Annotated in this window: 21 protein-coding genes and 2 pseudogenes; 20 read left to right on the forward strand and 3 right to left on the reverse strand. The window is 37.8% G+C overall.

Going from position 1 to position 21,535, the window contains the following annotated elements:
- The first annotated feature begins 9 nt into the window (after positions 1-9).
- From CCE82_RS06695 to CCE82_RS06760, 13 genes and pseudogenes are all read left to right on the forward strand, one after another.
- Positions 10-1,782: a glycoside hydrolase family 35 protein gene (locus tag CCE82_RS06695; protein ID WP_086428641.1), complete on the forward strand. Its 1,773-nt coding sequence runs from the start codon at positions 10-12 to the stop codon at positions 1,780-1,782.
- Positions 1,783-1,796: 14 nt separating this feature from the next.
- The gene (locus CCE82_RS06700) at positions 1,797-2,276 is read left to right on the forward strand and encodes a PTS sugar transporter subunit IIB (protein WP_086428642.1); all 480 of its coding nucleotides are present in this window, start codon (positions 1,797-1,799) and stop codon (positions 2,274-2,276) included.
- Between the two features lie 19 nt (positions 2,277-2,295).
- Entirely contained in the window at positions 2,296-3,195 is a 900-nt protein-coding gene (locus tag CCE82_RS06705) for a PTS mannose/fructose/sorbose/N-acetylgalactosamine transporter subunit IIC (RefSeq protein WP_086428643.1), read from the forward strand.
- Positions 3,182-4,066: a PTS system mannose/fructose/sorbose family transporter subunit IID gene (locus CCE82_RS06710; protein ID WP_086428644.1), complete on the forward strand. Its 885-nt coding sequence runs from the start codon at positions 3,182-3,184 to the stop codon at positions 4,064-4,066. The genes CCE82_RS06705 and CCE82_RS06710 overlap by 14 nt, the downstream gene beginning before the upstream one ends.
- Positions 4,067-4,087: 21 nt before the next feature.
- Entirely contained in the window at positions 4,088-4,489 is a 402-nt protein-coding gene (locus CCE82_RS06715; RefSeq protein WP_086428645.1) for a PTS sugar transporter subunit IIA, read from the forward strand.
- A 31-nt stretch (positions 4,490-4,520) separates the two neighbouring features.
- Entirely contained in the window at positions 4,521-5,678 is a 1,158-nt protein-coding gene (gene nagA, locus CCE82_RS06720; protein ID WP_086428646.1) for an N-acetylglucosamine-6-phosphate deacetylase, read from the forward strand.
- 215 nt (positions 5,679-5,893) lie between these two features.
- Positions 5,894-6,167 (forward strand): annotated as a pseudogene (locus CCE82_RS06725) (protein rep); the annotation flags it as partial.
- A gap of 176 nt (positions 6,168-6,343) precedes the next feature.
- Positions 6,344-6,868 carry a hypothetical protein gene (locus tag CCE82_RS13160; RefSeq protein WP_206184380.1) on the forward strand — a complete coding sequence of 175 codons (525 nt, stop codon included), beginning with the start codon at positions 6,344-6,346 and terminating at the stop codon, positions 6,866-6,868.
- A gap of 15 nt (positions 6,869-6,883) precedes the next feature.
- Positions 6,884-7,213 (forward strand): hypothetical protein, encoded by a 330-nt coding sequence (locus tag CCE82_RS06740; protein ID WP_086428647.1) that lies wholly within the window; start codon positions 6,884-6,886, stop codon positions 7,211-7,213.
- A gap of 216 nt (positions 7,214-7,429) precedes the next feature.
- Positions 7,430-7,912: pseudogene (gene tnpA / locus CCE82_RS06745) on the forward strand (IS200/IS605 family transposase).
- Positions 7,913-8,112: 200 nt separating this feature from the next.
- The gene (locus CCE82_RS06750; protein WP_086428648.1) at positions 8,113-8,826 is read left to right on the forward strand and encodes an ABC transporter ATP-binding protein; all 714 of its coding nucleotides are present in this window, start codon (positions 8,113-8,115) and stop codon (positions 8,824-8,826) included.
- A complete protein-coding gene (locus CCE82_RS06755) occupies positions 8,823-9,980 on the forward strand; it encodes an ABC transporter permease (protein WP_086428649.1) in 1,158 nt (385 codons plus the stop codon). Before CCE82_RS06750 ends, CCE82_RS06755 begins: the two co-directional genes overlap by 4 nt.
- A 9-nt stretch (positions 9,981-9,989) precedes the next feature.
- Positions 9,990-10,637, forward strand: coding sequence for a TetR/AcrR family transcriptional regulator (locus tag CCE82_RS06760; protein ID WP_086428650.1), 648 nt, complete (start codon positions 9,990-9,992; stop codon positions 10,635-10,637).
- Positions 10,638-10,674: 37 nt separating this feature from the next.
- On the opposite strand, the gene CCE82_RS06765 is transcribed toward CCE82_RS06760, so the two are convergent.
- Positions 10,675-11,109 carry a hypothetical protein gene (locus tag CCE82_RS06765; protein WP_086428651.1) on the reverse strand — a complete coding sequence of 145 codons (435 nt, stop codon included), beginning with the start codon at positions 11,107-11,109 and terminating at the stop codon, positions 10,675-10,677.
- A gap of 147 nt (positions 11,110-11,256) precedes the next feature.
- On the reverse strand, positions 11,257-11,772 hold the full coding sequence (locus CCE82_RS06770) for a YceI family protein (RefSeq protein ID WP_086428652.1): 516 nt from the start codon (positions 11,770-11,772) through the stop codon (positions 11,257-11,259).
- 463 nt (positions 11,773-12,235) lie between these two features.
- Between CCE82_RS06770 and ptsG the strand changes: the two genes are divergently transcribed.
- From ptsG to CCE82_RS06805, 7 genes are all read left to right on the forward strand, one after another.
- Positions 12,236-14,296 carry a glucose-specific PTS transporter subunit IIBC gene (gene ptsG, locus CCE82_RS06775; protein ID WP_086428653.1) on the forward strand — a complete coding sequence of 687 codons (2,061 nt, stop codon included), beginning with the start codon at positions 12,236-12,238 and terminating at the stop codon, positions 14,294-14,296.
- 951 nt (positions 14,297-15,247) lie between these two features.
- Complete coding sequence (locus tag CCE82_RS06780) at positions 15,248-15,433, forward strand: hypothetical protein (RefSeq protein ID WP_086428654.1); 186 nt, start codon at positions 15,248-15,250, stop codon at positions 15,431-15,433.
- A gap of 323 nt (positions 15,434-15,756) precedes the next feature.
- Complete coding sequence (locus CCE82_RS06785) at positions 15,757-16,689, forward strand: lactate/malate family dehydrogenase (protein ID WP_086428655.1); 933 nt, start codon at positions 15,757-15,759, stop codon at positions 16,687-16,689.
- A gap of 33 nt (positions 16,690-16,722) precedes the next feature.
- Positions 16,723-18,081: a YjiH family protein gene (locus tag CCE82_RS06790; protein WP_086428656.1), complete on the forward strand. Its 1,359-nt coding sequence runs from the start codon at positions 16,723-16,725 to the stop codon at positions 18,079-18,081.
- A 30-nt stretch (positions 18,082-18,111) separates the two neighbouring features.
- The gene (locus CCE82_RS06795; protein WP_086428657.1) at positions 18,112-18,876 is read left to right on the forward strand and encodes an IclR family transcriptional regulator; all 765 of its coding nucleotides are present in this window, start codon (positions 18,112-18,114) and stop codon (positions 18,874-18,876) included.
- A 279-nt stretch (positions 18,877-19,155) separates the two neighbouring features.
- Positions 19,156-19,359: a helix-turn-helix transcriptional regulator gene (locus CCE82_RS06800; RefSeq protein ID WP_086428658.1), complete on the forward strand. Its 204-nt coding sequence runs from the start codon at positions 19,156-19,158 to the stop codon at positions 19,357-19,359.
- On the forward strand, positions 19,356-20,081 hold the full coding sequence (locus tag CCE82_RS06805; protein ID WP_086428659.1) for a DUF3169 family protein: 726 nt from the start codon (positions 19,356-19,358) through the stop codon (positions 20,079-20,081). The genes CCE82_RS06800 and CCE82_RS06805 overlap by 4 nt, the downstream gene beginning before the upstream one ends.
- A 126-nt stretch (positions 20,082-20,207) precedes the next feature.
- On the opposite strand, the gene CCE82_RS06810 is transcribed toward CCE82_RS06805, so the two are convergent.
- Positions 20,208-21,248, reverse strand: coding sequence for a zinc-dependent alcohol dehydrogenase family protein (locus CCE82_RS06810; RefSeq protein WP_086428660.1), 1,041 nt, complete (start codon positions 21,246-21,248; stop codon positions 20,208-20,210).
- Positions 21,249-21,535: the final 287 nt, after the last annotated feature.

Genomic DNA, 21,535 nt, shown 5'->3' on the forward strand with positions numbered 1-21,535 from the left:
GGTGATTATGTGAGTCGTTTCAAAATAAGCGATACGTTTTTATTAGATGACAAACCCATCAAGATATTGTCCGGTGCCATCCATTACTTTAGAATACCAAAGGATGACTGGGAAGATTCATTATACAATTTGAAAGCACTTGGGTTTAACACAGTGGAAACATATGTCCCATGGAATTTTCATGAAACAGTTGAAGATCAGTACGACTTCAAAGGACATAAAGATTTAAAACATTTTATCGAACTTGCAGATCAGCTTGGTCTATACGTAATTGTGCGCCCATCTCCGTATATTTGTGCGGAATGGGAGTTTGGTGGCTTTCCAGCGTGGCTACTCAATGACCGTACGATGCGCATTCGTTCGAGAGATGAGAAGTATTTAGATAAAGTGAAAAAATATTATCATGAACTGTTTAAAATCTTAACGCCATTGCAAATTGATCAAGGCGGCCCAATCATTATGATGCAAGTCGAAAATGAATACGGTTCATTTGGTCAAGACCACGAATATTTGCGTGCACTTGCTCACATAATGCGTGAAGAAGGGGTCACGGTACCATTCTTCACATCAGATGGCGCATGGGATCAATGTTTAAGAGCAGGTAGTTTAATTGAGGATGATATTTTACCGACAGGCAATTTTGGTTCTCGCACCGTTCAAAATTTCGAAAACTTAAAGACGTTCCAACAAGAATTTAGTAAAAAATGGCCGTTAATGTGTATGGAATTTTGGGATGGCTGGTTTAATCGCTGGGGTGAACCTGTGATTAAACGAGACAGTGATGATTTGGCTGAAGAAGTGCGCGATGCAGTGAAATTAGGCTCACTTAATTTATATATGTTCCATGGTGGGACGAACTTTGGTTTTTGGAACGGTTGCTCAGCACGTGGTACGAAAGATTTGCCACAAGTCACATCTTATGACTATCACGCACCGTTAGATGAAGCGGGTAATCCAACACAAAAATACTTCGCTTTACAAGAAATGCTCAAAGAAGAAATACCTGACATTGAGCAACATGAACCAAGAACGAAAACATTTATGTCGATTGAAAATATTCCATTGGCAGACAAAGTGAATTTATTTGAAGTACTTGAAGACATTTCGACAAAAACGACAAGCTTCTATCCACAAACAATGGAAGAAGCGGGTTCTGGCTATGGTTATATGGTTTATCGTACACATATCCATAAAGCGACAGAACAAGAAAAATTACGCATTGTAGATGCAAGAGACCGTGTGCATTGCTTTGTGGATCAAACGCATGTCTACACAGCGTATCAAGAAGAGATTGGAGATCAATTTGAAGTGACATTAACTTCAGACCAACCACAAATCGATGTGCTCGTTGAAAATATGGGTCGTGTCAATTACGGCTATAAATTATTAGCACCGACACAGCGTAAAGGCTTGGGCCAAGGTCTTATGCAAGATCTTCATTTCGTACAAGACTGGGAACAATTCGATATCGACTTTGAGCAATTAACAGATGACCATTTCAAACGTGAGTGGTCTGCACAACAACCTGCTTTTTACAAATATACATTTGACTTAGCAGAGCCAAACAATACACATATTGATGTAAGCGATTTCGGCAAAGGTGTCGTGCTTGTTAATGGATTTAATATCGGTCGTTATTGGGAAATTGGACCATCACAGTCGCTCTACATTCCAAAAGCATTTTTGAAGCAAGGACAAAATGAGATTATCGTGTTTGACTCAGAAGGAAAACATCCAGAAAGTATCCAACTGATTGAAGCACCTAAATTTTCTGAAGTATAAGGAGAGGATTTATTATGGCAATTATCGGAAGCAGAATCGATGGAAGACTCATTCACGGACAAGTCGCAAACTTATGGGCAACAAAATTAAACATTGGGCGCTTTATCGTCATTGATAATGAAGTCGCTCAAAGTGACATTGACAAACAAGCTTTAAAACTTGCAACACCAGCAGGAATTAAATTGAGTGTGTTACCTGTTGAAAAAGCAGCAAACAACATCAATAACGGCAAATATGACTCACAACGCGTGATGGTAATCGCAAAACGTCCTGACCGCTTTGTAGAATTAGTGAATAATGGCGTAAAAATTGAAGAGTTAAACGTAGGGAACATGTCACAAACAAATGAAACACGTTCAATTACAAACTCAATCAACATTACTGATGAAGATGTAGACAACTTCAAATTATTACAAGAAAAAGGCGTGAACATCATTTCACAAATGGTGCCAAACGATAAATCAGTTGACTTTATGACATTAATTAAAGAATAGGGGTCAGGAGGCGTTTTTATTGGATATTTTATGGTGGCAAATATTGCTCTTAACGCTGTACGCAGGTTACCAAATTTTAGATGATTTACAGTTTAACATTTTTGGTCACCCTGTATTCGCAGGGATTATTTCGGGGTTGATTATGGGCGATGTCACTACTGGTTTAATTATCGGTGGGGGCATGCAGTTAACCATTTTAGGTGTAGGTACATTTGGTGGGGCTTCAAGAATCGATGCCAACTCAGGGACAGTATTAGCAGTTGCGTTCTCAGTTGCACTCGGAATGAACCCACAACAAGCACTTGCGACACTTGCAGTACCTGTTGCGAGCCTAATGATTCAAACAGACATTTTAGCACGTTTCACGAATACATTCTTTGCACATCGCATTGATAGAAAAATTGAACAAATGGATTACAAAGGTATTGAACGTAACTACTTATACGGTGCGATTCCATGGGCATTATCTCGTGCTATCCCAGTATTTTTAGCGCTTGTATTCGGTGGAAGCGTTGTAGGTAAAATCGTTGACTACTTGAACGGCGACTTAAAATGGTTAGGTGACGGTTTAACAGTTGCTGGTGCGGTATTACCAGCAGTCGGTTTCGCGATTTTATTACGCTACTTACCTTTGAAAAAACATTATCCTTACTTTATTTTAGGTTTTATCATTACGGCATTAATGGTTACAGTATTTGACGGTTTATCAGGTCTAGGCACATCAGTTGCAGGTTTAGATAAGAACTTTGGCATGTCATTCTCATCATTACCAATGTTAGCGATTGCAGCGATTGGTTTTGCTTTAGCAGCAATGGAGTACAGTCGAGCTTCGCAATCAAAAGCAGCGCCTGCAAGTAATGGAGAAAGACAAGCAACAGATGCGGACGATGAAGGAGAGATTGACGATGACGAATTATAATCAAACGGAAACACAAATTTCTCAAAACGCTGAAGCAAATTCAAAGTTAACAGGAAAAATGCCTGACACACCTTATAAACTGACTGATAAAGACTTTAGACAAATCAATACACGTAGCTTACTATTCTTCCAATGGGGTTGGAACTACGAGCGTATGCAAGGATCAGGTTATTTATTTACTATCCTTCCACAATTACGTAAAATTTATGGTGATGATTCACCTGAATTACAGGAAATGATGAGAACACACGCGCAATTCTTCAATACGAGTAACTTCTTTAACACGATTATTATGGGTATTGATATTGCGATGGAAGAAAAAGAACGATACGCATCAAAAGAATCTGTCAAAGGGATTAAAGTCGGCTTAATGGGACCATTTGCTGCTGTAGGTGACGCGATTTTCGGTTCATTAGTTCCTACTATTTTCGGTGCCATTGCAGCAAACATGGCGCAAGACGGTAACCCATTTGGTGCATTACTTTGGTTTGTCGCAATGCTTGCCATTATCGTATTCAGATGGAAACAATTGAAATTCGCTTATAAAGAAGGGATTTCACTTGTAACAACAATGCAACACCGCTTAGAGTCTTTAACAAATGCAGCAACATTGCTCGGGGTATTCATGGTGGGTGCACTCGTCGCAACGATGATTCGTGTTCAATTTGCTTGGAAACCAAAAATTGGTGACTTAACTGTCAATATTCAAGACAATGCCAACATGATTTTACCAAGATTATTACCACTTTTAATTGTATTTGCGATTTATTGGTTATTAGGACGTAAAAAAATGAACTCAACACGTGCAATCTTCATTGTGATTATTGTATCGATTATCTTGTCAGCGTTGGGTGTTATTTCAAAAATTTAATTCGATGGGAGCATTTGAATAATGGAAAAGTTAATCCTTGTGAGTCACGGCGCTTTTTGTGAAGGGCTAAAAGACAGTGTAGAAATGATTCTTGGACCACAAGACTACATTTATACTGCAGCATTAACGCCAGAAATGGGTCCTGAAGATTTTGAGAAAGCATTAGATGCACTGATTGATGAAGGCGATCAAGTGACAGTTTTTGCAGATTTATTAGGCGGCACACCAGCGAATACCGTTTCTAAAAAAATTATGAATGGGGCAGACTTAAATCTTTATGTAGGGATGAGCTTGCCAATGGTCATTAGCTATATTAATGGTAAAATGATTGGTGAAGCACCTGACTATGTGCAAAAAGCTCAAGAGGGTATCATTCACGTCAACGCGATGTTAAATCAAGACGATGACGACGATGATGAATAAAACAATCAAATTACAGTAAAGAAGGTATACTATGACATATGCAATTACAAATGGCGTCATTTATACAGAAGACGGTGTGATTTCAGACGGCTACCTAATTGTGGAAGACGGCAAAATTAAAACAGTTGAAATTGGTACCTATACAGGAGATTTAGATGTTGTAGATGCAAAAGGGCGTCACATTTTACCAGGCTTTATTGACGTGCATATCCACGGCGGTTATGGTGAAGATGCGATGGATGCGTCATATGATGGCTTGAAGTATTTAGCTGAGCATTTATTGACAGAAGGCACAACGACTTTTTTAGCGACAACGATGACACAATCTCAAGAAGCGATTGAAAAGGCACTTCAAAATATTAGTGCCTATCATCAGCAACAAGATGTGACAAATGCCGCTGAAGTGGGTGGTGTACACTTAGAAGGCCCATTCATTTCTGAACATAAAATCGGAGCGCAAAACCCAGCATTTATTCAACGACCGACTGTTGAATTGTTGCGTCATTTTCAAGAGACGGCTGCAGGGCTCATTAAAATAGTGACGATTGCACCTGAAGTTGAAGGCGCTAGTGAAGTGATTCAAACGTTAAAAGATGAGTTTATCTTCTCGATGGGTCATACTGAAGTGGACTTTGATCAAGCGAACACAGCAGTAGAAGAAGGCGTTAAACACGTGACACACTTGTACAATGCGGGTGTTGGTTTCCACCATAGAAATCCAGGTATGTTTGGTGCAGCATGGACAAACGATCAGTTAAAAACAGAGGTCATTGTCGATGGTGTGCATTCGCATCCACAGGCCGTGGCGATTGCGTATCAACATAAAGGACCAGAAAAAATGTACTTGATTACGGATGCGATGCGTGCAAAAGGAATGCCAGAAGGTGACTATGAATTAGGTGGTCAGAAAGTGATTGTAAAAGATCATGAGGCACATTTAGAAACGGGCTCTTTAGCGGGAAGTATTTTGAAAATGAACGACGGTTTACGTAACTTGATTCAATTTACTGGAGCGCGCTTAGAAACGTTATGGCGTGTGGCAAGTTTGAATCAGGCGAAAGCGTTGAAGATTGATGATCGCAAGGGAAGTATTGCTGTAGGTAAGGATGCCGATCTTGTGATTGTAGATGACGACATTCAAGTATATCAAACGATTAAAATGGGGCGTGTGCATAACATCATGCAATAGAGACGCTTAATGATGGCGATAGCAATTGGAGGTGAATCCAGTTGCTATCGTCTTTTTTGGTTTTCAGGAAGAACGGAGGGTTTGATAAGAGTATGTATCAGATTGGGAGCAGGGTTTTAGACAAATGATTCTCCCAAAATCATATTGCATAATACATAAAAAGCAATGTGCGCCAATGCATTACCAGTAAGCCCATGATAAAGACGGTGACTTGTAATGGTAGTTATAATCATCATATGCATGTATTATTTTGTGTTGAAAATAGCTACTTTAAGAATAAAGCAATTATAAATCAAGAACAATGGGTTCAGTTATGGCAAAAAGCATTACAAGTTGATTATCAACCAGTGGCAAATATTAAAGCGATCAAACCAAAAAAGCGATAAACATATTCAAATAACAATCAAAGAGACATCAAAATACTCTGTAAAATCATCGGATTATTTAACAGGTTATGAAAAGAATCAAGAAATTGTGAATGAAATTAAGGGGTAATCATTGCATGAGTATATTTATATTCAGGAGATAGTGACATGCATAATTTAACTATGCATTTATGCCAATAAAACAATTGGAATAAAGCAAAAAAATGATATGTATGGTATGGTTGTATTGGTAATGTTCTAAAAATGGGAGTAAATTTAAAGAAAAGGAGTTTTTTTATTTTGAAACTAAAAAAATCATTTGGAACATTATTAGCGAGTGCAATATTATTAACAACGGTAAGTCCTATAGCTAGTGCAAGTGAATCAGTGGAATCACAAGAGTCAGTTAGCAATTTGAATACAGAAAATGAGAAAGATAATAAGGTTTTAGATGATTTGTTTAAAAATCCTGAATATGTAATTCAGCAGACTATTAATAATTTACCGACTAATCTCAAAGAAGGGACTTCAGAAAGAGTTGGTGGTTCTTTTGCTGTAAAAAAAGGGATTAAGGCAATGATAAAGAACAAAAAAGCTGTATTTTCAGGAGTTCAAAAGATAAGTCCTCGTGCTGGTAAATCTTTAGAAAAACGTTGGGATAAATATGTTGAACCAGCTTTAAACAAGATTTTAAAACAAGAACAAGCTACATGGGGAAATGTAGAAGGTCAAGTTGCTCAAGCGTTAATGGGAACTGGTATAAAAGATTCTTCTGCGCGTAGTATTGCTTACTGGGTATCTCAAGTAGGTCAAACTTTGATATAAGAGAGTGTGATTTGAATGAATAACGAAGAATTAGAGTCTAAACTTTTGTTAATTAAGCAATCGATAGATGTGTTACAAGAAGAATTGGCACCTAATTTAAAAACAAAAGATTTAGTCTTGTTACGTTATAGTTATAATGTTGAAGAAATCAAGAAGTTGAATGATTATTTATTTAAATTAACAATCAACGAAGACAGAGTTACTAAAAAAGAATTTAAAGAGGTTTTATGCGATATAAGAGAACTTCCTGAAATTCCAAATAGACAAGTTGATGATATCTTGGAAGGATATAGGAATAGTGATCTTCATGTTGAAGTAATTGATTATATTTTGAATAGTGATTAGTAAGGGGTTGGGACATCGACCTTCAGCTCCTTTAAGAAAAAGCCGTCAAAATTCATTTTTTTAGAATTTGACGGCTTTTTTCTTGAATAAAAGTAAACCATGCGCTATGCGTATGGTTCCGGAAAGGTTCTACCGTTGTATTAAAATAAGCACCTCAACATGCTAGAATAATATTTGGTCAGCCAACCAATATTATATGCATGAGGAGATGCCAAAATGTCTAACGACACAAATAGTTTAGCACATACAAAATGGAATTGTAAGTATCACATAGTTTTTGCACCTAAATATAGAAGACAAATAATATACGGAAAATTAAAAAGAGATATAGGTTTAATTCTGAGACAACTATGTGAAAGAAAAGGTGTAGAAATAATAGAAGCTGAAGCATGTAAAGATCATATTCACATGTTAGTTAGTATTCCGCCAAAACTAAGTGTTTCTCAATTTGTAGGATATTTAAAAGGGAAAAGCAGTTTAATGATTTTTGATAGACATGCACATTTGAAATATAGATATGGGAATAGAAAATTTTGATGCAAAGGTTTTTATGTAGATACGGTTGGAAGAAATAAAAAGGTAATAGAAGAATATATTCGAAATCAATTACAAGAGGATATCGTAGCAGAACAACTCACAATGATGGAATACATTGATCCGTTTACAGGAGAAGAGAATAAAAAGTTGAGGAAAAAATAGAACCCTTTTAAGGGTTGCTGAGAAAGTAGTACGGTTGGCTGGTTTTCTCAGTGCCCTTACAAGGGCTGGTCAGTAACAGAGGCTTTCAGCTGCAGAACAAACCACCCGTTCACACGGGTGGTTTTGATTTTACATGGACTTGATGTATCATAATGGTGAGTGAACGCTCACTTCTTATGATTTGAAATGGAGGGGCAAAGATGATTGAGATAAAAGGACTTACGAAAAGTTTTGGACATAAGCGCGTATTAGATGATGTGACGGTAACGTTTGAAGATAGTGAAATTGTAGGCATCATTGGTCCGTCTGGTACGGGGAAGACGACAATGATTAAATGTATGCTCGGAATGGAAAAAATAGATGCGGGGACCGTGACCATTAATCAAAAACAAATGCCTCATCGTGCAGTGTTAGGTGACATCGGTTATATGGCGCAAAGTGATGCATTGTATGAGGATTTAACTGCACGAGAAAATTTAAAGTTTTTTGCGCAGATTTATATGACAAAGGGTGAAAACATACCAGAACGTATCGAATGGTGCGCAGAAAAGGTGAATTTAACACAAGATTTGGACCAGCTTGTTAAAAACTTCTCTGGTGGGATGAAGCGTCGTTTGTCACTGGCGATTAGTTTTTTACAAGACCCACAAATTTTGATTTTAGATGAACCGACTGTAGGGATTGATCCGAAATTAAGAAAATCAGTGTGGGAGGACTTGTACACATTTAAAAATGAAGGTAAATCCATTCTCATCACGACGCATGTGTTGGACGAAGCGGATCGATGTGACAAATTGTTGCTCATGAATCATGGGAAAATTGTGGCTCAAGGGACGCCGACAGAGATTAAGACACAATATGATGCTGCATCAATTGAAGATGTGTTTTTGAAGATGGGAGATGGGAAAGAATGAACGCCTGGCATATCGCAAAAAGAGTCTATCGCCAAGTATTACGTGATAAACGAACATTAGCTTTGTTATTTTTAGCACCATTATTAATTTTATCTTTATTAACGTATTTATTTAACAGTACAGATCAAGCGAAAAGTATGCATATCGGTGTCAATCAAGTGCCGGACAGTTTTGTTGAGCAGTTGGAAGCGCAAGACATTCATGTGCATCATTATGATAACCATCAGCACATCCAGCAAAAGATTAAAGACGATCAATTATCAGCATTTATCAATGTGACGGACGATACGTTACATGTGACATTTGCGAATGACAATCCTAACGCGACCACGATTGCACGACAACAAACACAACAATGGTTAACGAAAGAAAATACAAGCCAAATGAAAACACAGATGCAAGCTTTACAGGCGACACTTCAAAAAATGCAAAATGAATTGAAAGCCCGTCCTGAAATCGCAAAACAGTTGGGGAATCAAGCGAAAGAAAATGATATCACGCCTGCTCAACCGCTCACTTTAAAAACGGATTACGTATATAAAGGTGAAGATGCGACGTACTTTGATATGATTAATCCACTGTTAATCGGGTTCTTCGTTTTCTTCTTCACTTTTTTAATTTCAGGTATTGCATTGCTACGAGAACGCACAACTGGCACATTAGAACGACTGTTGGCCTCACCGATTAAACGAAATCATATCATTTTAGGTTATATTATTGGTTATGGCACATTTAGTTTTATTCAGACGCTTTTGATTGTTTGTTTTTCTGTTTTTGTCTTAAATATAGGGGTGAATGGCCATATCGGTTATGTGATTTTGATTACACTCGTGACTGCATTAGTAGCGTTAACACTTGGGATTTTATTATCTACTTTTGCAGCATCTGAGTTTCAAATGATTCAATTTATTCCGATTGTCATCGTACCGCAAGTGCTGTTTGCAGGAATTATTCCAGTTGAGTCGATGAACAACATATTGCAAGGCTTTGCGCACATCATGCCACTCTATTATGCAGGTCAAGCGTTACAAAATGTCATGATACGTGGTTTTGGCTTTGAAGCAATCACAGTACCCCTTGCCATTTTACTCACGATATTCATTGTATTATTAATATTGAATATGGTCGGTATGAAACGGTACAGAAAGGTATAAGGTGACATCATGAATCATTCCATTGAAGAAATTTTGAAAGATGCACTCCCACAAGTGACTGATTTGAGTCCCAAACAACGTGAAGTTTTATATAGTGCGTTGATTCAATTTAGTGAAAAAGGGTTTGAACGGACGAGTACGAAAGATATTGCGACCTATGCAGGTGTGGCAGAGGGAACCGTGTATAAAAAGTTTAAAACGAAAGAAGAGTTATTATTTAAAGGATTGATTCCACTCTTTCGTCAATGTGTGCTACTAGTGGCGTTACGCGAATTCAAAGAGGAACTTGCACATATTGAAACTTTTGAGAGTTTTGTCGGTACTTTTATTGAAAATCGCTCTACTTTTATCATTCAAAACAGAAATATGCTTAAAATTATGGCGAATGAAGTGGCAACGAGCGAGATATTACAAGAGACGATTAAAGGGGTATTATACAAAGAAGTTTGTGAACAATTCGACCCATTACTTGCGCATTTTCAACAAACTGGAGAAATGCAACCCATCCCTACACCGCACTTTATTCAAATAGTAATGACACAAGTGTTCAGTTTGAATATGGGTTACATTTTAGGTCAGTCCGTCGATCAAAAACAATACGACACACTCAAAACATTCTTAAAACAAAATTTATATCGCATGTTTGCCTTAAAATAAATAGTGAAGACGGTCGTGTTCAAAGCGTCAGAACCTTTTACAAGTTCAACTCTTTGAGACTCACGACCGCTTGTTTTTTAAGGATAGTTCCTGATTGATTTACAGTATAAGCGAGGGGTGTCGTTTGAATATAAAGTTGTTGCGGATGAATGTCACTGACGATATGCGCTTTTTTTAAATGAGGATGTTCTGCCACAAAAGCTTGCACGGCCTTGGGTTCATCCTTGAATACAAGGTAAAGTGTATCCAATTCAGGCTTGTTTTTGAGTGAATTGAAGATACGCTGACAAACGACACATTCTGTACTCACGACTAGCATATAATTTATGTCATGTTTTAATTTCTGTTGAATTGGAAACTTTGCAGAAATCGGTAAACCGGTCATTTCTCGGCGCGTTTGATTGATTTTGCTATTCATAAAGAGCAACACAGCTAAAATAAGCACAAGTAAAATCGCAATCACATAAAACATGATGATAACCTCCTTAAATTGAGTTGAGAGTTCGGCGCCTCGGAAAGCGTCGAACATGATCAAGCTCAAAACATTGTTATATAGCATAAAATAAAGCGCATTGAATGAGAGATCCCATCCAACGCGCTTTTTTTCTAAACCTAGCTATTAACCTTCGATAGTAAACTCACCATGGAATTCGAATTTAACCTCTTTACCAAGCATAACGCCACCTGTTTCTAACGCTTGGTTGAAGTTCATGCCATATTTTTCACGGTCAATTGTACCTGTCACTGTGAAACCAGTCACTTGGCCACCGCTAAGTGGGTTGTCACTGACACCGTGTTGTTCAAAGTCGAATGTTTCTTCATTTGTTTGACCAGCAATTGTTAAATCACCGGTAATTTTGTTTTCTGTAATTGTTTTACTTCTGAAAGTGATTTGTTGGTGAGATTCTGCATTAAAGAAATCAGCTGTTTTTAAATGATTGTCACGATCTGGATTTTTTGTATCGATTGAATCTACATTGATTGTTGTTACTGATTCCATTGAACTTAAGTCATCAAGGTCACCTTTCACATCAACTGTGTAGTCGTTGAAAGTCCCTTTAATTTTTGAAACCATTAAGTGTCTGATTGAAAATTCTAATGAACTGTGTACTGGATCGAATTTAAGGTTAGTCATAGAAAGACCCTCCGTATCAAAATAGTTTGATTTTAAACGTGATATAAAAAATATACCAAAAATATAAATATTTGTAAAGTTAAAGAGTTTTTGACTGCTTATAACACTATTGCAATTATTAAAATTAACAACTAAATACATGAATCAAAATAATTGTATTTACATTATGGAGAAGTGAAAGTGCTGCGTCAAAGAAAAGAACTTGGACCATGATGAAAAATGTTGAAGGGGCGTATGAAATTGAGTGAGCATCATAATATAGGGACTTTCTGTTTTGATTTTTAAAATAAATGTTAAAAAAGTTATTGTGATGTGTGCAACCACAATGTATAATGAAAGCGGTTAATTAAATAGCGTGTTACTGGTAAAACAGGCATGAGCAAATTTAAAGGCTATTGAAAAATAGTTTTGTTTGTTCATGCCTTTTTATATATTATCGATTAATTAGAGGGGTGTTTTAATAGTGTTTAAGCTCTTTTTTGGACAATTACAAAGGATAGGGAAAGCGTTAATGCTACCTGTAGCCATTTTGCCGGCTGCTGGGATTTTACTTGCACTAGGGAATGCTATGCACAATGATCAGTTAGTATCGTTAGCGCCATGGTTGAAACATGATGTATTTGTCATCCTGTCCACAATTATGGAATCAGCAGGTCAAGTTGTATTTGATAACTTACCATTACTTTTCGCAGTGGGGACAGCGCTAGGTCTAGCGGGTGGCGATGGTGTAGCCGCATTGGCAGCACTTGTCGGGTACTTAATTATGAATGCGACAATGGGAAAAGTCATGCATATCACGATCGATCAAATTTTTTCTTATGCGGATGGCGCGCACACATTAAGTCAAGCGAGTAAATTGCCGCAACATGCTTTAATTTTAGGGATTCCAACATTACAAACAGGTGTGTTCGGCGGTATCATTATGGGGGCATTAGCCGCATGGTGTTACAACAAATTTTATAACATTACGTTGCCACAGTTTTTAGGTTTCTTTGCAGGGAAACGTTTTGTGCCGATTGTGACTTCATTAGTTGCAATTGCTGCAGGGGTTGTTTTGGCATTCGTTTGGCCACCGATTCAAGAAGGTCTTAACGCATTGTCGAACTTCTTATTAAATAAAAACCTTGTATTAACAACATTTATTTTTGGAATTATTGAGCGTTCATTGATTCCATTTGGTTTACATCACATTTTCTATGCGCCGTTCTGGTTTGAATTTGGTTCATACGTGAATAAAGCGGGTGAAGTGGTTCGAGGTGACCAACGTATTTGGATGGAACAAATGAAAGACGGTGTGGCATTTACTGCTGGTGCTTTCACGACAGGTAAATATCCATTTATGATGTTCGGTTTACCAGCTGCTGCTTATGCGATTTATCGTCAAGCACGCCCAGAACGTAAAAAGATTGTCGGCGGTTTGATGTTATCAGCGGCATTAACGTCATTTTTAACGGGTATTACAGAACCATTAGAGTTTTCATTCTTATTTGTAGCGCCGATTTTATATGTGATTCACGTATTGCTTGCAGGTACGTCATTCTTAGTCATGCATTTATTAGATGTTAAAATCGGAATGACATTCTCGGGTGGTTTTATTGATTATATTTTATACGGTTTACTGAATTGGGATCGTACAAACGCATTATACGTCATTCCAGTCGGTATCGTTTATGCGATTGTTTACTATTTCTTATTCACTTTTGTGATTAAACGTATGAACTTAAAAACGCCTGGTCGTGAAGATGAGGTTGCAGAAGTGAGAGATACGTCAGTTGAACGTCTACCATTTGATGTATTAGATGCTATGGGTGGTAAAGATAACGTAAAACATTTAGATGCATGTATTACGCGTTTACGTGTGGAAGTGCATGATAAAGCGAAAGTCGATGTGAATGCGCTAAAAGAACTTGGTGCAGCAGGTGTGCTTGAAGTCGGCAACAACATGCAAGCGATTTTTGGTCCGAAGTCTGATCAAATTAAACATGACATGGCTTTGATTATGAAGGGTGAAATTACGAGTCCGAGTCAAACGACAGTCTCTGAAGAAGATGAAGCTGTACATATTGATGGTTCAAGAAGTGTGACGATTGTTGCACCATGTGACGGCGAAGTAATTCCATTATCAGAAGTGCCAGATCAAGTCTTTTCAGGTGGCATGATGGGTGATGGTGTTGGTTTTATTCCACGTCAGTCAGAAATTGTCGCGCCATTCCATGGTAAAGTGAAAGCCTTATTCCCGACAAAACATGCGATTGGTTTAGAGTCGACGGATGGCGTAGAATTATTGATTCATGTCGGTATTGATACGGTTAAGTTAAATGGGGAAGGCTTCGAAACTTTCGTTGCTGTCGGTGATGAAGTAGCGGAAGGTCAATTGTTGATGAAAGTGGATTTAGATTATCTACAACAACATGCGCCAAGTATTGTGACACCGCTCATTGTGACAAACTTAGGAGAGCGTAAAATTGAAGTAGAAGATATGAAGGAAGTTGAGAAAGGTCAAAGGGTGTTTACTGTTTTATAACGGATAGTGTGAATCATTGAAGGTGCTGTATCGGTATTTGTTCAAATACTGATATGGCACCTTTTTTATGCATTCCGAAGCAAAGTTTGATTTTATAGTGGTTATGGGATTGCAGAAACCGGACTGCGCTTTCCAAGGCGCTGAAATCTCAACTAAATCCGGCTAGATAGAATTGTACATTTGGTGGAAGCCGGATTGGATTTTCGACTTCAGCTGATGCCTTAGGAGTCTTGTCCGGTTCTAGCAATCTGAGTTTTTCGCGTGACACGTTTGAAAGGTGAATGCATAAAAAGGTGCCTTGTAACGTTTAAAACAATGTGAAGTGAACACAATCAAACAATACCTTATAAAACAGTGATGATTGTATGGAGAATGAGAATATTTAACGCTTTCTCCCTTTCCCAGGGGTCTTGCCTCAACTCAATTTGGCTTGATTAAAGTATACACTTGGTGGAAGCCAAATTGGATTTTCGGCTGCGTCTGATCCCTCGGGAGTGTCGAAAGGTTTCCGCAATCTGTAACTGTTAACGTAACATTTGTAAGTGATATGCATAAAAGCGTGCCATATATCTTTTAATGTGGAGGATGCAGTTTCAATCTATCATTCGTTAAACGGTGATGAGGTAGTAGATAAATGAATACTTTCCAAGATGAAGTCTCAACTCAATCCGGCTAGATAGAAGTGTACATTCGGCTTCCATCTCATGTATGTTTCAATTAAGCCGAATTGAGTTGAAGGGCAGCCCCTCGGAAGCAAGGCCATGAAGGCAATCAAATACCACAAACTATAGGAAGGGCAAGTTTAACAAAAATATTGCATCAATAGCATCAAAAATTTTTATGTCCCATCCCCCATAGTTAATAATGGGTTTGTATTGCGAATAGTACTATTATTGCTAAAATATGATTATCATTTAATAACGTAATCATTATATAGAAAGGAGTTCCATTATGAATCAATTGTATAAAGTGATACAAAACATATTGATTACTTTAACAGGGATTGTTATCATCAATGCATTTTTTAACAACGACGATACGAGCCAATGGATAATTAATATGATTATTCTTTTATTGATTATTTTGATGGTTATCGTTGCGTATATCTTGAGAAAAGTACACGATAAGAAAAAATAAGGATGAGGTCTTTCAATATGTTACCTTTTAGCTTGATGTCGGCTGGATTAAGTGGTTACTTTCCCGTATCTTAATTCATACCGATATGCGCTTTTTCAATTGATAGAATCATGACATCATTTTCCTTCCTACTACAACGAAATTCACCGTTTTTCAATCTGTTAATGGCCTTTTAAAAATGTACCTGGTGCGGTTGGCCAGGTTATTTTTTAAGTTGTGACATATTTGTGATTTATTTCACAAAATCATTGTTTCGCCACCGTATTTGATGTATGCTTGATTCGAAAAATGAAACGTGTTCCATTTTGAAAGGGTGAAATGATATGAGTAAAGTGAGTATTATTGGTGCGGGTGCGGTAGGTTCAACGGCAGCGTATTTATTGTCTGAAACGCCATGGGTAAAAGAGGTTGTATTGGTTGATGTGGATAAAGACCGCGCTCAAGGGCAAGCGTTAGACATGATGCACGGTATCGGTGTATCGCAAACTAAACGTGTGATAGCAGGTGATTATGAAGCGACGCAAGGTTCGGATATCATTATTATTACGATTGGTGTGCCGGAAAAAGTAGGGGAGTCTCGTCTCATTCCATTACAGAAGAATGCGGATATTTTAAAAGAGATTGTGCCACAAATGACTGCGCATAGTCCAAATGCCAAAATTGTAACAGTGAGCAATCCGGTCGATATTTTAGCATATACGACTTATCAAATCAGTGGTAAAGCAGCTTCAGAGGTGATTGGTTTAGGGACATTGCTTGATACATCTCGTCTGAAATATTTGTTGAGTGAGTACTTTAATATCAGTCCGAAAAGTATAGAGGCGACAGTGGTAGGTGAACATGGTGACTCACAAGTCGTACTTTGGCGCCATGTCCGTATCGGTGGACTAACTTTAGAAGCATTTGCGGCCGCTCAAAATATGACGTTACCAGAAAACTTTAAAGAAACGATGGCACAACGTGTGAAAGATACGGCTTTTGATGTATGGAAAATGAAAGGACCGAATTGTTATTGTGTTGCGAATGCGATTCAATGTTTGGTAGAAGCGCTATTGAGCCCAGAACGCCGCGTTTTACCGGTGTCAAATTTGTATACGACGTCGACTGGTTTGACGGTTTATATTAGTCTGCCAAGTATTGTAAGTGCGCAAGGGGTTGAACAAATGCTTCCTGAATTGCTGAATGCAGAAGAGGAAGCGCAATTAAATACTTCGTGTGCAGTGATGCATGACTATATCACACAATTGACTTTGTAACGAATAGAGAACAATGACAAGGAAGTTTTGACGATGAAAAATAATTTACAACAAACCACAACTGACAAAGTAGATATGAAAAACTTGATTAAATTTATTGTTGCGACACTTTTAGGGATTATCATTGTGCTTATTCCATTTTCTTTTGCGAATGGGGTCGATACGATTTTATTCCACGTGATAAAAAGTTTTGTTTCGACATTTCAAGGACCGATGACTTGGCTGATTGCGTTTGTTTTTTGTGTGAGTGCAGTGATGGCTGTCATCGATCAAATTTGGAAACCAGATTGGATTCGTAACAGTGCGACATTGAACCCCCTTTTTTCTACGACCCCTTTTTATACAATTAACCGTATACTCGGCACGTTGATTACTTTGATGTGTCTTTTCCAAGTCGGGCCATTCTTCTTAACTTCTGAAGAGACTGGCGTGACAATGGTGAATTTAGCAGTGCAATTATCTATCATTGTACCGATTATGTTGCTGTTCCAAACGTTAATTTTAGAATTTGGTGCGATGGAATTTATCGGTGAACTCATTGGATTTTTAATTAAGCCGGTCTTTAAAATCTCTGAAATCTGTGCAGTCAGTGCGATTAGTGCATGGGTTGGACCAGGGAATGCAGCGATACTGGCTTCTAAAGAACTGTTTGAAAAAGGGTATTATACAGTGAAAGAGACGGCGATTCTTGGAAGTCAGTTCTCGACATCAAGTATTGGTTGGGTCGTTCTCGTGTGTAGTGTGCTCGGTGTTGTCGATGATTTCGGCATGATTTTCTTAGGGATTACAGTGATTGGTATGATTGTCGCATTTATTAGTGTACGTATTCCGCCTATTTCTCGTTATCTAGATGTATATGTTGACGGGACGCCATTAAAAGAAGTCCAAACATCAGCGCAACAATCAAAACTTAAAACAGCAACTACGAAAGCAACTGAGCGTGCAGCGAAAGTAACATCTCACAATTTCATCAGTAAAAAGGACAATATGATGTTCTATGTCGTTTGGTTAATGCCGATTATTGTCTGTTGGGGAACGTTAGCACTGGCCATTTCAGTTTATACGCCATTACTTGCATGGGTTTCTTACCCAGTACAATGGATTTTACAATTGGCAGGCATACCGGAAGCGGCTGTCACAGCGAGTGCAATTATGTCAGGTTTTGCGGACAACTATTTACCAGTTATTTTAGGCGCGAATTTAACAGAAGCATCAAGTAAAGTGGTCATTGCGATGATGAGTATTTTACAACTGATTTTCTTATCTGAAATTGCGACTTTACTGACATCAGCGAATGCGGTTCAAAAGTTTTCGCATATTGTTATCATTTTCTTACAAAGAACCTTTATTGCATTACCCTTTGTCATATTATTTGTGAAACTCTTCTTTTAAGTGAAATAACAAGAAAGGTGGGCAAGTCCTTTGGCTGAATATACTCCGATTAAAACTGTCATTCAAGCGTTCGAAATTTTAGATATACTGTCTCAACATAAAAAAATCGGGATCAGTGAACTGGCGAGAGCAACAACTTTACCGAAAAGTACGGTTTATCGCAATTTAAGAACACTACTGGATTTGAATATTGTTGCGCAGGATGAAGATGAAAATTATTACCTGGGTTATAAAATTATGAAATATCAAAATCAAATGAAACAAACAGACTCGTTAATTCATCATTTGAAACCCTTTATGCGTAAACTTGTGGAAAAAACGGGAGAAGCTGTTAATTTGGGTATATTGGTCAATCAGCAAGTGTGTATTTTGCATACGGAATATGGAGAGCAATATACATTACAGGCTCAGCTCGGTCCCACATCGATGTTACATTCTTCAGGTATGGGGAAATGGTTTTTAAATACATTTACAGATGAAGCGTTGGAAGCTTATTTTAAGACTGCAGTATCGCGTACCATTCATACGATAACAGATGTAGTTGCCTTTAAACACTATATGGCGACACGTCCACATCAAAATATTGTGGAAGATCGTGAAGAATATGAATATGGCTTGATGTGTATAGCGACACCAATTAGAGATGAGACAGGTACCATTCAGGCTTCGATAAGTATTTCAGGTCCGGTCAGTCGATTAGAACATAAGGGACTCGATAAGATGCAAGGTGCGTTACTTGAAGAAGCAAAAGGTGCAAGTGATTATTTACAAGATGTCGGCTATTGGACATCGTGATGTGAAGTTACGTCTAGTTTTAATGGAAGCAGATGAGGTCAAACTTCGATTCAAAGGATGTTGTTAGAAATACTTTTAAACATATGAGAAGCTGGGATGTTCACAGTGCCCGAGCTTCTTTTTTTCGCTTTATGCCAAAAGATGACACTAAAACGCGACGTGACAATGGAAAGAAAATTTTTGTACAAAGGTGTTGTGATTGATGCTCACTATTTTGACAAATATGCTTGTCAAAATGACTAATGCATTATATATTTGATGGAGTAAGGAGTTGAATGTATGAAAAATAGGTTGAAGGAGCTGCGGGCGCGTGACGGCTACAACCAAACACAACTCGCAAAAAAGGCAGGCATTTCACGTCAAACGGTCTCATTAATCGAACGCAATGGTTTTACACCTTCGATACTCACAGCGATAAAAATTGCACGTATATTTGAGGAACCGGTAGAAAATGTCTTTATCATAGAGGAGGAAGATCTGTGAAAGTAAGACGTTATTTAATGTTCGTAATTCTAGGTGGTATCGTTGGCGGTTTAGTTTCATTATTGATTAATGGTGTAGATTTTCGATATCTCATCCAACATATTGAATTTATGGATCAACAATTTATGGTGATTTCATGTATCGTCGTCACACTCTGTATCGTTGGGTTGACGTTATGGCAATATCAAATACAGAAAGCAGCATTAAAATTGAAGTCTCGTGTTGAAAATCAAACAGACATTGAAGAAACCGATGCATTGGATAATCAAGCGAATTTGAAGTTTATATTGGTAAGTGTCATCCTTTATGTCCAATACTTAATCAGTTTTGCTTTCTTTTTTGTCCTTGTGCTAGGAAATGAAGGGAATTTAGCGTTGATAACAGGCATGATTCCATTCCTTTTTACTTCCATTCCAGCAGTGATGATTGGCTTCTTCCAGAGAAAATTTGATCGACGTACTCCCAAATTGGGGGAAGCACAATTTACGGAAAAAGTGCTCGAAATCATGGATGAAGGGGAACGCCATATTACAGTAGTGTCACTATTTAAAGTGTATCATATGAATTTATCGTTAATTATTGTGAGTGTGATACTATTATCGTTCTTTTCTTTAGTCACAGGAATGAATCAGTTTTTAGGCGTATTGTTTATGATTATATTGTTCATTTACAATGCATTCGGTTATTTATGGAAAGTGAGACGCTTTTATCGAGAGGGATAAGAGAAGTGTGCGGGATGTCTCCCCGAACACTACCGGCATACTTATAAAAAAGAGTAAAGACGTCGCATGATGGTGCGTGTCCTTACTCTTTTTCATTTGGAATGGGAATTAAAATGGATACGAATGTTAGTCGTTAGAGATGATGACTTTTAATGTACCTTCTTGAGCGGCATTGCCAAACACTTCATAAGCTTCTAACATCTCATCCATCTTGAAGTGGTGAGTAATGAGCTTTTCAGGTTGAACTTTACCAGACTCTACTGTTTTTAATAATAATGGTGTAGAGTAGCCACTCACAAGACCAGTTGTAATAGAGATGTTTTTAATCCACAATTCTTCAAGGTGTAAATCAACCTTTGTACCGTGCACACCAATGTTAGCAATACGTGCACCAGGGCTAATGATTTTTTGACATAATTCGAACGTTGCCGGAATGCCGACTGCCTCCATTGCGACATCGACACCACGTCCGCCTGTTAATTCATGAATACGTTCGAGGACATTTTCGCTACCGCTGTTAATCGAAGCAGTTGCACCTAAATCTTTCGCAGCTTGTAAACGATTATCATCAAGGTCAATCATAATAATCTCAGCAGGTGAATAGAATTGTGCAGTGAGCACCGCAGCTAAACCGATTGGACCGGCACCAACGATGGCAACTGTATCACCTGGATTTACATTGGCACTTAATGTTCCAATTTCAAAACTTGTCGGTAAAATATCACTTAACATTACCAGTGCTTCGTCATTCGCACCATCTGGCACACGGTGTAAACTGTTGTCTGCATGTGGAATACGGACATACTCTGCTTGCGTACCATCAATCAAGTGTCCTAAAATCCAACCACCATCTTCACAGTGCGCATACAGTTGTTTTTTACAGTAATAACATGAGCCACAAGCTGTTACGGCTGAAATAATGACTTTATCGCCTTTTTTAAATTGTGTTACTGAATCGCCCACTTCTTCAACAATTCCTACACCTTCATGGCCTAAAATACGACCATCAGTGACAGCAGGGACGTCTCCTTTTAAAATGTGTAAGTCAGTTCCGCAAATCGTTGTTTTTACTACTTTAACAATAACGTCTGTTGGCTTTTGCAATTGTGGTTTTTCAACTTCGATCCATTCTTTTTTTCCAGGACCACGATAAACAAGTGCTTTCATTTTAACATTCCTCCCCAGGACATTTGTCTTTATTTTCGCACTATTCTATAAACAAGGTCAATAATAGTGTAAAAATATTATATTAAACTTACACGATTTATAACTATATTATATTCCTAGAAAATGATTATTCAACGCATTTTGAGGGTGATATGCATCAGATTCACAGTAATGCCACAGAACGTTCACCAGTTTGAAACACTTCGCTTTTAGAGAAAAAGTGTCTTGTTTGTAGTTTGCGGATGAAGAAGTTTTATAGATATTGATATGAATGATGATGCTACTTT

The organism is Staphylococcus cornubiensis (assembly GCF_900183575.1).
GTDB lineage: Bacteria > Bacillota > Bacilli > Staphylococcales > Staphylococcaceae > Staphylococcus > Staphylococcus cornubiensis.